This window comes from Cellulomonas rhizosphaerae, assembly GCF_003470205.1.
Taxonomy (GTDB): Bacteria; Actinomycetota; Actinomycetes; order Actinomycetales; family Cellulomonadaceae; genus Cellulomonas; species Cellulomonas rhizosphaerae.
In genome coordinates this window covers 1-12390 of sequence record NZ_QWKP01000121.1, presented here as the reverse complement: position 1 = coordinate 12390, position 12390 = coordinate 1, and the positions used below count along the sequence as shown (strand labels likewise).

13 protein-coding genes are annotated in these 12390 nt (G+C 71.8%); 6 read left to right on the top strand and 7 right to left on the bottom strand.

What is annotated here, in order from left to right:
- From D1825_RS03250 to D1825_RS03240, 3 genes are all read left to right on the top strand, one after another.
- A partial coding sequence (locus D1825_RS03250; RefSeq protein ID WP_138067394.1) for a fatty acid desaturase family protein occupies nt 1-770 on the top strand: 770 nt, incomplete at its 5' end.
- Nucleotides 771-801: 31 nt separating this feature from the next.
- Complete coding sequence (locus D1825_RS03245) at nt 802-2004, top strand: zinc-dependent alcohol dehydrogenase (RefSeq protein WP_118766040.1); 1203 nt, start codon at nt 802-804, stop codon at nt 2002-2004.
- A gap of 222 nt (nt 2005-2226) precedes the next feature.
- Nucleotides 2227-3216 (top strand): manganese catalase family protein, encoded by a 990-nt coding sequence (locus D1825_RS03240; protein WP_118766039.1) that lies wholly within the window; start codon nt 2227-2229, stop codon nt 3214-3216.
- Here the strand turns inward: D1825_RS03240 and D1825_RS03235 are convergent.
- A complete protein-coding gene (locus D1825_RS03235) occupies nt 3213-4247 on the bottom strand; it encodes an NAD-dependent epimerase/dehydratase family protein (RefSeq protein ID WP_118766038.1) in 1035 nt (344 codons plus the stop codon). The genes D1825_RS03240 and D1825_RS03235 overlap by 4 nt on opposite strands.
- A gap of 156 nt (nt 4248-4403) precedes the next feature.
- On the opposite strand from D1825_RS03235, the gene D1825_RS03230 reads away from it, so the two are divergent.
- The 3 genes from D1825_RS03230 to D1825_RS03220 are packed head-to-tail and all read left to right on the top strand — an operon-like array spanning nt 4404 to nt 6798.
- The gene (locus D1825_RS03230) at nt 4404-5546 is read left to right on the top strand and encodes a glutathione-independent formaldehyde dehydrogenase (protein ID WP_118766037.1); all 1143 of its coding nucleotides are present in this window, start codon (nt 4404-4406) and stop codon (nt 5544-5546) included.
- A gap of 59 nt (nt 5547-5605) precedes the next feature.
- The gene (locus D1825_RS03225; protein WP_233549596.1) at nt 5606-6124 is read left to right on the top strand and encodes a DUF1990 family protein; all 519 of its coding nucleotides are present in this window, start codon (nt 5606-5608) and stop codon (nt 6122-6124) included.
- Between the two features lie 5 nt (nt 6125-6129).
- Nucleotides 6130-6798 carry an esterase/lipase family protein gene (locus D1825_RS03220; RefSeq protein ID WP_118766035.1) on the top strand — a complete coding sequence of 223 codons (669 nt, stop codon included), beginning with the start codon at nt 6130-6132 and terminating at the stop codon, nt 6796-6798.
- On the opposite strand, the gene D1825_RS03215 is transcribed toward D1825_RS03220, so the two are convergent.
- The 6 genes from D1825_RS03215 to D1825_RS03190 form a co-directional block, all read right to left on the bottom strand.
- Nucleotides 6795-7625: an alpha/beta fold hydrolase gene (locus D1825_RS03215; protein ID WP_118766034.1), complete on the bottom strand. Its 831-nt coding sequence runs from the start codon at nt 7623-7625 to the stop codon at nt 6795-6797. The genes D1825_RS03220 and D1825_RS03215 overlap by 4 nt on opposite strands.
- Nucleotides 7626-7683: 58 nt before the next feature.
- Nucleotides 7684-9486 (bottom strand): bifunctional metallophosphatase/5'-nucleotidase, encoded by a 1803-nt coding sequence (locus D1825_RS03210; protein WP_199721481.1) that lies wholly within the window; start codon nt 9484-9486, stop codon nt 7684-7686.
- Nucleotides 9487-9663: 177 nt separating this feature from the next.
- Nucleotides 9664-10110: a rhodanese-like domain-containing protein gene (locus tag D1825_RS03205; protein WP_118766032.1), complete on the bottom strand. Its 447-nt coding sequence runs from the start codon at nt 10108-10110 to the stop codon at nt 9664-9666.
- The gene (locus tag D1825_RS03200) at nt 10107-10613 is read right to left on the bottom strand and encodes a cysteine dioxygenase (RefSeq protein WP_158580675.1); all 507 of its coding nucleotides are present in this window, start codon (nt 10611-10613) and stop codon (nt 10107-10109) included. The genes D1825_RS03205 and D1825_RS03200 overlap by 4 nt, the downstream gene beginning before the upstream one ends.
- 328 nt (nt 10614-10941) lie before the next feature.
- Nucleotides 10942-11925 carry a magnesium transporter CorA family protein gene (locus D1825_RS03195; RefSeq protein WP_118766030.1) on the bottom strand — a complete coding sequence of 328 codons (984 nt, stop codon included), beginning with the start codon at nt 11923-11925 and terminating at the stop codon, nt 10942-10944.
- A 75-nt stretch (nt 11926-12000) separates the two neighbouring features.
- On the bottom strand, nt 12001-12390 hold a 390-nt coding region (locus D1825_RS03190), incomplete at its 5' end, for a ricin-type beta-trefoil lectin domain protein (RefSeq protein ID WP_138067393.1).

Here is a 12390-nt window from a genome sequence, read left to right as displayed (position 1 = left end):
GCCTGGTCATCGCCAACCTGTACGCGGGCATGAGCTACGGCTGGTGGCAGCACAAGCACAGCCGGCACCACGCCAAGCCGAACACCCTCGGGGCGGACGGGGACATCGACGCGGGGGCGCTCGTCTTCAGCACCGCGAACCTCACCCGGGAACGCACGGGCCTCGCGGGCTGGTTCGCCCAGCGGCAGGGCTGGCTCTTCTTCCCGCTCCTGCTCCTCGAGGGACTCAACCTCCACGTCACCGGCGTGCGCAGGTTGGTGCAGCGCCGTCCCGTGAAGCGACGCGCCATCGAGATCTCCTTCCTGTCGCTCCGGCTCGGCGGTTACCTCGCCGTGGTGCTCTGGTTCCTCCCGTTCGGGGTGGCTCTGGCGTTCCTCGGCGTGCAGCTCGGGCTCTTCGGCGTCTACATGGGCGCGTCGTTCGCTCCCAACCACAAGGGGATGCCGATCGTCCCTGCCTCGCTCAAGATCGGGTTCCTGCACCGCCAGGTGCTGCTCAGCCGCAACGTCTCCGGTGGCCGCGTCGTCGAGACGTTCATGGGCGGGCTGAACCACCAGATCGAGCACCACCTGTTCCCGAGCATGCCGAGCCCGGCGCTGCGCGCGGCGGCTCCCGTGGTCCGCGAGTTCTGCGCGGAACGGGGCATCACCTACACCGAGACGACGCTCGGGCACTCCTACGCCATCGTCGTCCGCTACCTCAACGAGGTCGGGCTCGCCTCGCGTGACCCGTTCCAGTGCCCGTTGGTCGCGCAGCGGCTCGCGGCATGACCACCTGACCCACCGGAGAGAGAAGGACGACGTGCGCGCACTGACCTGGCAAGGCACCGAGAAGGTGAGCGTGGAGACGGTCCCCGACCCGCGCATCGAGCAGCCGACGGACGCGATCGTGCGGGTCACGTCGACCGCGATCTGCGGCTCAGACCTGCACCTGTACAAGATCCTGGGGATGTACCTCGACGCGGGCGACATCCTCGGCCACGAGGCGATGGGCGTCGTCGAGGAGGTCGGCTCCGGCGCCGGCAGTCTCGCGGTGGGAGACCGGGTCGTGATCCCGTTCAACATCTCGTGCGGCACGTGCTGGATGTGCTCGCGCGGCCTGTTCGCGCAGTGCGAGACCACACAGGTCCGGTCCCAGGACATGGGTGCCTCGCTGTTCGGGTTCACCAAGCTGTACGGCCAGGTGCCCGGCGGGCAGGCCGAGTACCTGCGCGTGCCGCAGGCCCAGTTCGGCCCGATCGTCGTGCCCGACGACGGCAGCCCCGACGAGCGCTATCTCTACCTGTCGGACGTGGCGCCCACCGCGTGGCAGGCCGTCGAGTACGCGCAGGTCCCGGCCGGCGGGACCGTCGTCGTGGTCGGCCTCGGTCCGATCGGGCAGATGGCGGCCCGTATCGCGGCGCACCGCGGCGCGTCGAAGGTCATCGGGCTCGACCTGGTGCCGGAGCGGCTCGCGATGGCTCGGCGGCACGGGATCGAGGTCATCGACGTGAGCGCGGTCGACGACCTGGCTGCAGCCGTCCGCGACCTGACGGGTGGTCGTGGCCCGGACTCGGCGATCGACGCCGTCGGCATGGAGGCGCACGGCTCGTCGGCGGCCGCGGCCGCGCAGAAGATGGCCGGCCTGCTGCCCGACGCCCTGTCGCGCCCGCTCATCGAGAAGGCGGGCGTCGACCGCCTCGCGGCGCTGCTCACCGCCTTCGACCTGGTCCGCCGCGGCGGCACGGTCTCGATCTCCGGTGTCTACGGCGGCGCGGTCGACGGGCTGCCGATGATGCAGCTGTTCGACAAGGGCGTGACCCTGCGGATGGGACAGGCCAACGTCAAGCGCTGGATCGACGACCTCATGCCCCTGGTCCAGGACGCCGCGGACCCGCTCGGCGTGCTCGACCTGCGCACGCACCGGCTCCCGCTCGAGTCCGCGCCGGATGCGTACGAGATGTTCCAGAAGAAGCACGACGGCTGCATCAAGGTCGTGCTCGACCCCACGGTGACCTCCGTCTGAGGTCGCGGCGGGACGGACATCGTCCTACCGTCGCACCATCGCCTCGACGTCACGTCGAGACCCTCCCGCGGTCCGGGGCAGGCAACGCCCGTCGGACCCGAGCGCGCACCGTGATGCGCCTGACGCTCCGTCGTCCGTGCTGCGATGCCGCAGCGCCGACAGCCAGCACCCCCACGGGCCCGATCGGTGCCCGCGTTGCCGTCCCGAACGAGGGATTCGACCATGTACCTGCACGTGCAGCGTCTCATCAACGACATCGAGGCCGACGAGCCGGACCCGGCAGCCGCCAACGCGCTCCAGGAGGGGCTGGGCGGCCAGTTCGGCGAGATGCGGACGATGATGCAGTACCTGTTCCAGAGCATCAACTTCCGCGGCCCCGCCGCGAAGCCGTACCGCGACCTCCTGCAGGGCGTCGGCACGGAGGAGATCAGCCATGTCGAGCTCATCGGCACGACGATCGCCCGGCTGCTCGACGGCTCGCCGCGCTACAACGGTGCGAAGACCGACCCGTTGGACACCCCGGGCGCCGGCGGGGACATCCCGCTGAACCTCGCCCTCGACCAGGGCAACATCCACCACTGGCTCGTGGCCTCGCAGGGCGCCCTGCCGGTCGACTCGGCGGGCAACCCGTGGAGCGGCGCGTACGTCTACAACTCGGGGAACCTCGTCCTCGACCTGCTCTACAACCTCATGCTCGAGTCCACCGGCCGGCTGCAGAAGTGCCGGATCTACGAGATGACCCAGAACAAGACCGCGCGGTCGACGATCGCCTACCTCATCGTTCGGGACCAGGCGCACGAGAACGCCTACGCCCGGGCGCTAGAGACGCTCGGCGTCGACTGGGGCAAGGTCCTGCCGATCCCCAAGACGAACGCGGAACGGTTCCCCGAGGTGAAGAAGCTCGTCGACCTCGGGCTGCAGAGCAAGCAGTACTCGTTCGACCTCACGGCGTCCTCCGAGGCCGGGCGGATCTTCCAGGGCATGTCGCCGTCGAAGGACGGCACGTCCCTCGACGCGAGCGAGCAGGCGCCCGCCGGCGTGCCGTCGACGATCGCCGAGGAGCGCTTCGAGGAGTTCAGCCCGGGCGTGGACGAGGGCCTGCTGGCGCTCATCCAGGCGACGGCCGACCTCGAGATGGCCGACGTGGCCCCGCTCTACGGACCGGTCGCGCCGAGCGATCCCCCCAAGAAGAAGGCGGCGAAGAAGGGCTAGCGCCCCGGCTTCAGCGGCGGGCTCGCCGTGCCGGACCTCTCCGTGATCCCCGCGAGGACGTCCTGCACGGCGGCCTGTGCCGTCCACCGCGGCCGGAAGTCGAGCTCGCGCTCCGCCCGGGACGTGTCCAGCAGGGGCGCCGCCATCGCCATGTCCAGCCATCCGGGGCCGGCGGCGACCGCCCGCGCGTGCCAGGCGGCCGAGACCGCGCCGCGCAGCAGCGGCGGCGCGACCTCGCGGTACCGCCCGCCCGAGAGCAGGTCGGCCAGGTCCTGCGCGCCGAGCACCTCGGGCGCCGCCACGTTGAACGCGCCCTTGGCCTGCCGGACGACGACCTCCCGGTAGGCGGCGGCGACGTCGTCGCCGTGCACCGCCTGCAGGCGCAGCCCGGTCGGCCACGGCAGGACCGGGAGGTGCCCGCCGAGCGCGAACCGCGGCACGAGGGGCCCGAGGAAGAGGCGGGCCACCTCGCTGCCGGCGCGGCGCTGGAAGATCAGCGCCGGCCTGACGCGGGCGATCACGAGGCGCGGGTGGGCGACCTCGGCCTCGTCGAGCACGCGCTCGACCGCCGCCTTGTCCGCGCTGTACGAGGAGCTCGGCACGCCGTGCGTCGCCCAGCCTTCGGAGCGGGGGACGTCGTCCGGCGCGGGGGAGTACGCCCCGACCGACGAGGCGACCACGAGATGCGGCACGCTCGCCCGGGCCACGGCCTCGACGACCCGGCGGGTCCCGTCGACGTTGACGCGTGCGAGGTACCGCCGGTCGTGGCTGGGCTGGATCGCCCACGCGAGGTGGATGACGGCGTCCGCGCCGGCGACCGCCGCGGCGAGGCGCGCGACGACGACCTCGTCGGGCTCGTCGGACGCGACGTCGCAGGCCACCCACCGGGCCACGTCGTACGGGGCCGGCGGGGTGCTCGTCGGGATGCGCCGCGCGACGGCCGTGACCGCGGTGACGCTCTCGTCGTCCCGGAACCTGCGCAGGATCGCGGTGCCGACGTTGCCGCTCGCGCCGATGACCACGACGTGCATGCTGCCTCCTCGTCCGGTGGTCCACCCACCGTGCCCTGCGGTCGCGCCCACGGCACTTCGAGATGCGGTTCCGGCGGGGCCTGCACACCATGGCCGGGCGACGAGGTGAGGAAGCCGCCCGACGCCCACACCCACTCCTGGAGAGGGAGTTCCCCCATGCGCGCAGTCGTCTACCGTGGCCCGTTCGACGTCGAGGTCACCGAGGTCCCGGACGCCACGATCGAGCAGCCCACCGATGCGGTCGTCCGCATCACCACCACGAACATCTGCGGGTCGGACCTGCACATGTACGAGGGCCGGACCAGCGTCGAGGAGGGCACCGTCTTCGGGCACGAGAACATGGGCGTCGTCGAGGCCGTCGGCGGTGCCGTTACCCGCATCAAGGTCGGCGACCGCGTCAGCGTCCCGTTCAACATCTCGTGCGGCACGTGCCGCAACTGCTCGCAGGGCTGGACCTCGTTCTGCACGAGCCTCAACCCGACCGAGGGCGTCGACGGTGCAGCCTACGGCTACGCGAACATGGGCCCGTACCCCGGCGGGCAGGCGGAGCTGCTGCGCGTGCCGTTCGCCGACGTCAACCTGCTCGAGCTCCCGCCGGGCTCCGAGCATGAGAACGACTTCACGATGCTCAGCGACATCTTCCCGACGGGCTGGCACGGCACGGTCCTGGCGCGCCAGCAGCCGGGCGACGACGTCGTGGTCTTCGGCGCAGGCCCCGTCGGGCTCATGGCGGCGCACAGCGCGATGATCCGCGGCGCGGCCCGGGTGTTCGTCGTCGACAAGGAGGCGGACAGGCTCGCCCTCGCCGGGAAGATCGGTGCGACCGCGATCGACTTCTCCGCGGGCGACCCGGTCGAGCAGATCCTCGACGCGACCGACGGCCGCGGCACGGACTGCGGAGTCGAGGCGGTCGGCTACCAAGCGCACGACCCGTCGGGCGAGGAGCACCCCGAGCTCGTGCTCGACAACCTGGTGAAGGTCGTGCGGACCACGGGCGGCATCGGCGTCGTCGGCGTGTACATGCCCGAGGACCCGGGAGCCGCCACGAAGGATGCCCAGGAGGGGCGGATCGGGTTCGACTACGGCACGTTCTTCACCAAGGGCCAGCACATGGGCACCGGGCAGGCGCCGGTCAAGCGGTACAACCGCCAGCTGCGCGACCTGATCGTCGCGGGCCGCGCGACGCCGTCGTTCATCGTGTCGCACGAGCTCTCGCTGGACGCGGCCGTCGACGGGTACAAGCACTTCGACGACCGCGACCACGGCTGGACCAAGGTGCTGCTGCGCCCGGGCGCCTGACCCGTCTGCCAGACTCGGCGCGACGGTCCGCGGCGAGGCGAAGGGGTGCGCGCGTGCTGATGTCACCTCGGACGCGAGGCCGCGCGCTCGAGCGTGCGCGCGCGTCGAGCGTCTACCCGCCGGCCTCCTGGCTCACCGACCCGCCCGCGGGATACGCCTCGCTCAGGGTCTCGACCGACATCCCTGGTGTCGCGCTCGCCGAGGCGGGCGCGGCGCTCCTGGGCTGGGACCTGCACCGTGCGGCCGGGCTGCGCGTCGTCGCCGCGGGCCCGGCGCGCACGGGGGACACCGTCGTCGTCGGCGTCCCGCTGGGCCCGCTCGCGTGGGCCGCGCCGTGCCGCGTGCTCGACGTGATCGACGAGCCCAACCAGGTCGGCTTCACCTACGCGACCCTGCGCGGCCACCCCGAGCACGGCGTCGAGCGCTTCACGATGACGACGACGTCCGGTCGGCTGACGTGCGTCGTCGAGGCCGTCAGCCGGCCGTCCCCGGCCTTGGCGCGTGCTGTCCCGGTCGTCGCGGACGCCGCGCAGCGGTTCGTCACGCGCCGCTACCTCGCCGCGGCGCGCGCACTGTGAGCTGGGTGGTGCGCTTCGTGCGGCAGACGTGGTGGCGCGTGCGCGACTACGTCGCGGTGTGCCGGTGGCAGGCCGCCGCGGCCGTGTCGCGTGCGCGGCCCGACGACTTCGCCGGTGGGTCCGGCCGCACGGTCGTCCTGCTGCCCGGCGTGTACGAGCCGTGGGGCTTCCTGCTGCCGTGGGCCCGGTTCCTTGATGAGCGGGGCGTGTCTGTCCACGTGCTGCCCGAGCTCGGCGTGAACCGCGGCGCGATCCCGGACGCCGCGGCGGCGCTCGGCCGCCACCTCGTCGACCACGACCTGCGCGAGGTCACGCTGCTCGCGCACAGCAAGGGCGGCCTGATCGGCAAGCTCGCCATGTCGCACGAGGACCCCGACGGGCGGATCGTCGACATGATCGCGGTGAACACGCCGTTCGCCGGCTCGCGCTACGCGCGCTGGTTCCTGGTGGGCGCCGTGCGCGCGTTCGTCCCGACGAACGCCACGATCGTGGCGCTCGCCGCCGAGGTCGAGACCAACGCGCGGATCACGTCCGCGCACAGCTTCTGGGACCCGCACGTGCCCGAGGGCAGCGAGCTCGCGGGCGCCGCGGACGTGGTCCTGCCGACCCCGGGCCACTTCCGGCCGCTGACCGACGGGCGGCTCCTGGACCTGCTCGTCGAGCGTCTCACCTAGGGGTCGCGGGGCAGCTGGAGCACGCGCGTGAAGCCCGGCTCGTCGGGGTCGTCGACGATCTCGACCCCGTCCAGCCAGGACTCGATCACGTGCGCGAGCTCGCCGGGGTGGCTGAAGTTGATCGCGTGCGCGGCCCCCTCGATCAGCGCGACGGTGATGTGGTCGGGCGCCTGCCGCCCCACCTCGCGGATCCGGTACGGGGGCGCCATGAACGGGTCGCGGCTGCCGATGACGGCCAGCGCCGGCACGGGCGTGCCCAGCAGTCTCTCGAGCGACGGGAACCGCGTCAGCTCGCTGAACAGGTTGAAGGTGTTCACCGGCCCGAACCGCAGGTAGTCGGGCACGGCGACACGCGCCATCCGCGGGCTCTCGCGGACACCGTCCGTGGCGAGCTGCTTGATCGCGCGGCGCAGCGGCTGGTTGTGCACGCCGCCGGCGGGGGAGACGAGGACCACGCGGTCGACGCGCTCGGGGTTCATGTGCGCGACCTCGAGGACCACCGGGCAGCCCATCGAGTTGCCCACGAGGACGGCCCTCTCGAGCCCGAGCGCGTCGAGGATCTCGACGAGCGCGGTCGCGAGCGAGGGGATGCCGAGCGTGGCGTCCCTCCGCTCGCTGCGTCCGTAGCCCGGGAGGTCGGGCACGAGGTTCGTGGCGCGGTGGGCCAGCCGCCGGGCGGTCGGCATCAGGTACGAGCCCGAGATGGCGAACCCGTGCACGTGCACGATCGGTACGGCGTCGGGCACGGTGTCGCTGACCCGGTACGCGATGCGGTGCCCCTCGACCATGAGGGACTTCTCGCTCCACCCGGGTCCGATGCCTGCCATGGACCGATCGTCGCAGAGCGCGGGTGCGGATGCTGCGGCATCCGCACCCGCGTCGGCGTTACGGCGTGACCGTCAGTGGCGTCGCGCCGGCGGTGAGCTGCCAGTCCGGGTTGGTCGCCGAGAACAGTGCGGGGTCGACGGTCTGGTGGGCCGTCACCCAGTCGATGAGCAGCTGACGGATCTCCAGCTGCCGGTTGTAGACGACGGGCGCCCCGACGACGCCGGGGAAGTTGCCGCCGCCCGACTGCCGGTAGTTGTTGATCGCCACGACGAACACCTGGTCGTCCGTCACGGGCGCGCCGCCGTAGGCGAGCCCCGTGATGCGGCTGCCGACCGCCTTCGTCAGGTCGATGTCGTACGTCAGCGGCTGGTCGAGCCCGCCCATCACGTCGTAGTTGTAGTCCGGCGTCCCGCTCGGTGCGGTCGGCGTGACCGCGTTGGTGAGCTGGTCGGCCGGGTACGTCCCGGGTCCGGCGACGGGCTTGAAGTACTCCGCCGACTTCTCCAGGTAAGCCTTGACCTGCGCGCCGGTGAGCTTGATGCCCAGCAGCGTGTTGTCGTAGATGTACAGCCCGGCGATGTCGCGCACCGAGACGTCACCCGCGGGGATCGCGGCGTCCTTGTTGAACGGCGCCGCGATGGACAGGACCGGCAGGTCGGCGTCCGCGCCCGTCAGATCTGCCTTGACGGCCTCGGCCTGCACGTAGTTGATGAAGTCGAGCGCGGCCGTGTCCTCGTACCGGGCCGTCGCCGCCGACATCGCCTGCGTCGAGGTGCCGATCACGCCGTTGACGTACTCGACGACCTTCTTCTGGTCGGCGGCCAGCAGCTTCACGATCTTCGGGTTCTCCGCGACCGTGTTCGAGTTCAGCACCTTCGAGTCGACCGACGCGACGGACCAGTGCCCGCGCGAGAAGTTGAGGTCGAAGTCGAAGACGGTCAGACGCTCGCCCCACCTGAGCGGCTCGGAGAGAACGACGGGCTTGCCGGTCGCGGTGTTCGTCACGACGCGCTTGGCGATCTCCTGGTGGGCGTGCCCGACGAGGATCGCGTCGATGTTCGGCACCTGCTGCGCGACGAGCGTCGCGGCGTTCTCCGGGAACGGCAGCGTGTCGCCGTACGACGACGAGGTGTCCGCCCCGGAGTGGGCGGCGACCAGGACGACGTCCGCGCCGGCCCGCTTCATCTGCGGCACGTAACTCTTGGCCTGCTCCACGAGCCCGCCGAAGCTCAGCTTGCCCTCGACGTTGGCCTTGTCCCAGATGGCGATGCCGGGGTTGGTCAGCCCCAGGATGCCGACCTTGATCGGCTTGCCGTGCGCGGGGCGCACGGTCTTGATGACGTACGGCTTGAAGGCGGGCTTGCCGGTGCCGTCGTCGAGCGCGTTCGCCGCGAGCAGCGGGAAGTCGAGCTGCTTCTCGAACGTGCGCAGGTAGGGGATGCCGTAGTTGAACTCGTGGTTGCCGACCGCGGCGGCGTCGTAGCCGATCGCGTTCATGGCGGCGGCCATCGGGTGCTCGACCGTCCTCGAGATGGGCTGGATCTTCGCGTAGTAGTACGCGAGCGAGGTGCCCTGGATGGTGTCGCCCGCGTCGACGAGCAGCGTGTTCCGCTTGCCCTTCTCGGCGCGGACCTGGTCGACGAGCGTCGAGACCTTCGCCAGGCCCACGTCGTTGTGCGCGCTGTCGTCGTACTCGGCGTTCTTGAAGTAGTCCCAGTTCAGGGCGCTGCCGTGGAGGTCGGTCGTGCCCATCACCGTCAGGTGGTAGTCACGGACCTGGCCGTGGCTCGGCCCGTGACCATGGCCGTTCCCACCGGCCATGGCCGGAGTGGCGAGGCCGGCGAGCAAGGCCGTAGCCATGGCCACACCGCCCGCGGCGACTCTGCCGCGCGTGCCGCGCGCTCGGTTGCTGATCCCCATGTCGGAGTCCTCCCGTGATGTCGACGATGCACCGGATTGCGGTGCGCCGGGCACGGTACCCCGATGGAGTGACACGGGCGTGGCGAACGGGTGAACCCGCCAGCCGACGAGTAGCGGTCAGCCGACGAGCAGGGGGCGCTCCTCGTGCAGCCGAGGAGCCGGACCGAACGCGCCGCCGGTCGCGGGCAGGCCGGCGGCGACCCAGGCGTGGAAGCCGCCGACGACGTCGGTCGAGCGGTGCAGGCCGAGGTCGGCCAGGGCCGCCGCGGCGAGGCTCGAGGTGTAGCCCTCGGAGCACAGCACGATCACCTGCACGTCATATCCGGTCGCCTCAGGGATCCGGTGCGACCCGGCGGGGTCGAGGCGCCACTCGAGCACGTTGCGCTCGATGATCACGGCCTGCGGCACCTCGCCCTCGACGAGACGCTGCGCGGCGGGACGGATGTCGACGAGCAGCGCGCCGCGGCGCACGGCCTCCCACGCGTCGCGCGGCTCGAGGCGGTCCAGGCCCGCACGGGCCTCGGCCAGCACGTCCTCGATGGTCCGGCGCGGGCGCGCGCTCACTTGTCGGTCTCCGGCTCGTCGGTGTCGACCGTGCGCGCGGGCACGAGCCGGCCGTCGTCCGTTGTCGCCCAGTACGTCATGCGCGTCAGCGGCGGCGAGTAGGCGTGGATGCTCACGGCCGGCTCGGTGCCGCCGTTGAGGACGTCGTGCAGGTCGCCGGGGTCGACCGTCTGCGTGAGCCCGGTCGCGAACTCCCGGGGCACGGGCGTGCCCTGCGCGTCGGGACGGAACTCGGTGAGCGTGCCCGCCGCGATCGTGAAGGCCGCGGCCGACGAGCCGTGGTCGTGCAGCTCGGTGCCCTGCGACGGCAGCCACGTGAGCAGCCAGACGTCCACGCCGTCCGGGGCCTCGAGGCGGGTCCACCAGCGTCCGCTGTCCTGAAACTGCACGAGCGGCTTCCACAGCTCGGGCCGCGCGGCGATCGAGCGGGTCAGGGCGGTCAGCTCCTCGACGCCGAGCGATCCCTCGACGACGGTGGGGCGGGGGGACAGGTCGATGCTCATGGTCATGCCTCTCGGATGCGTCTGCGGACCGACGGCGCTCGTCGCGGCTGGAGGGCCGGGGCGCGATCGGACGGGCCTGCTGTCCCGGCGAGGGCCGGGCGGGAGTCAGCGCTGCTGACAGCAGGCCGGACAGGAACGCCGCAGGGCGGGGAGCGGCAGTGCGCGGGTCGCGATCACGGCGGGCTCCCTTCCTGTTCAGAGCTGTCCTGAGAGGGCCGACGACCGGGAACGTCCCGGCACGGCCCGAATAGAGGAGCACGAGGCGATGCCGCGATCAAGCACCCGAGGCAGTGATCTCAGATCGCGGACACCGCCGTGTCCAGCCCCGTCACCACCATCCCTGCCGCTTCGCCCACCACAGAAGCCCGCCGGACATCGCGAGCATGATCGCGAGCGCCACGGCGAGCGGGACGCCCGTCGTGTGGTCGTTGACGATGAGGTTCATGCCCAGCACGGAGGCCAGGGCCGTGATCGGCAGCGTGACGACGGCGATCACCGCGAGCCGCTCTGCGGCGATCGTCATCTTCGTCTCGGTGCGGGCGCGGTAGAACTCGATCACGCCCTGCAGGTAGTCCCGCTCCTCGCCCGCCAGGCCGGCGATCCGCTCGAACTGGTCGACCAGGTCGGCGACCAGGTGGCGGCTCTCGTCGGGCACCGCGCGCGAGATCGCGGTCAGGCGGCGGTAGATCTCCGCGGTCTGCGCGGCGATCGTGCGCACCGCGAGCAGCCCGTGGCGCGTGCGGAACATCTCGTCGAGGAACTTCTCGGGGTTGTCGTACGAGTCTGCGGTCACCCGCCGCTCGAGCTCCCACACCTCCGCGGTCAGCTCCTCGACGAACGCCTCCATGCGGCGGGTCAGGGTCGAGACGATCGCGTGCGAGATGTCGAACGCGGTCGTCGGGCGCAACCGGCCCGCGCGGATCCGCGCGAGGACCTCCCGGGTGTCCCGCAGCGCGACCTCCGGCGCCACCGCCGGGTTCACCGGCCCGTGGACCGTGAGCAGGTACCCCGGCCCGATGACCCGGTCGAGCTCGACGTGGTGGACGTGACCACCCCGCCCGCGCTCCGGCGCGTGCAGCACCAGCAGCAGCGCGTCGGGGTAGGAGTGGACCTTCGGCAGCCGGTTGCGGACCTCGAAGTCGTGCACCGCGAGCGGGTGGAGGTCGAACGCCGCCGTGAGCGCGGCCGCGGCCTCGTCGTCCCACGCGGGGACGTCGACCCAGACGAGGCCCTCGCCCGACGAGAGGAGCGCGGGGATGTCGTCGACCGTGACGTCGACGACGCCGTCCGGGGTGATGTGGTGCACGTCCACGAACCCATCCTGGCGCTCGCACGCGCCGACCGCTCGGCACCGCGTCCGTGCGGCGCCGAGCGGTCGGGGAGCGGGTCAGCTGTGCAGCGTCCACCTCTGGGCGCCCGACCCGTTGCAGTCCCAGATCTGGACCTGCGTGCCGCGGGTCGTCGAGCCCGCGGGGTTGTCGAGGCACCGGTTCGACGCGGGGTTCAGGTAGGACCCGTTCGACTGCGGGATCCACACCTGCGCGCCCGTGCCGTTGCAGTCGTAGAGCTGCACCTTCGTCCCGTTGGCGGTTCCGCCCGCGGCGATGTCCAGGCACTTGCCCTGGACGCGCAGGGTCGTGCCCGCGGCGACGAAGGTCCACTGCTGGGCGATGCTGCCGTTGCAGTCCCAGATCTGGACCTTGTTGCCGTTGGCCGTGCTCGCGGCGTTGTTGTCGAGGCACAGGCCGTTCGCGTTGGTGATCGACTTCCCGCCGCC

What these genes read in the sequence shown, in the direction of transcription:
- D1825_RS03215 (WP_118766034.1), bottom strand. Translation starts at nt 7,625, where the DNA reads ATGGCAGGCATCGGACCCGGGTGGAGCGAGAAGTCCCTCATGGTCGAG.
- D1825_RS03210 (WP_199721481.1), bottom strand. Translation starts at nt 9,486, where the DNA reads ATGGCTACGGCCTTGCTCGCCGGCCTCGCCACTCCGGCCATGGCCGGT.
- D1825_RS03235 (WP_118766038.1), bottom strand. Translation starts at nt 4,247, where the DNA reads ATGCACGTCGTGGTCATCGGCGCGAGCGGCAACGTCGGCACCGCGATC.
- D1825_RS03230 (WP_118766037.1), top strand. Translation starts at nt 4,404, where the DNA reads ATGCGCGCAGTCGTCTACCGTGGCCCGTTCGACGTCGAGGTCACCGAG.
- D1825_RS03200 (WP_158580675.1), bottom strand. Translation starts at nt 10,613, where the DNA reads ATGAGCATCGACCTGTCCCCCCGCCCCACCGTCGTCGAGGGATCGCTC.
- D1825_RS03240 (WP_118766039.1), top strand. Translation starts at nt 2,227, where the DNA reads ATGTACCTGCACGTGCAGCGTCTCATCAACGACATCGAGGCCGACGAG.
- D1825_RS03225 (WP_233549596.1), top strand. Translation starts at nt 5,606, where the DNA reads ATGTCACCTCGGACGCGAGGCCGCGCGCTCGAGCGTGCGCGCGCGTCG.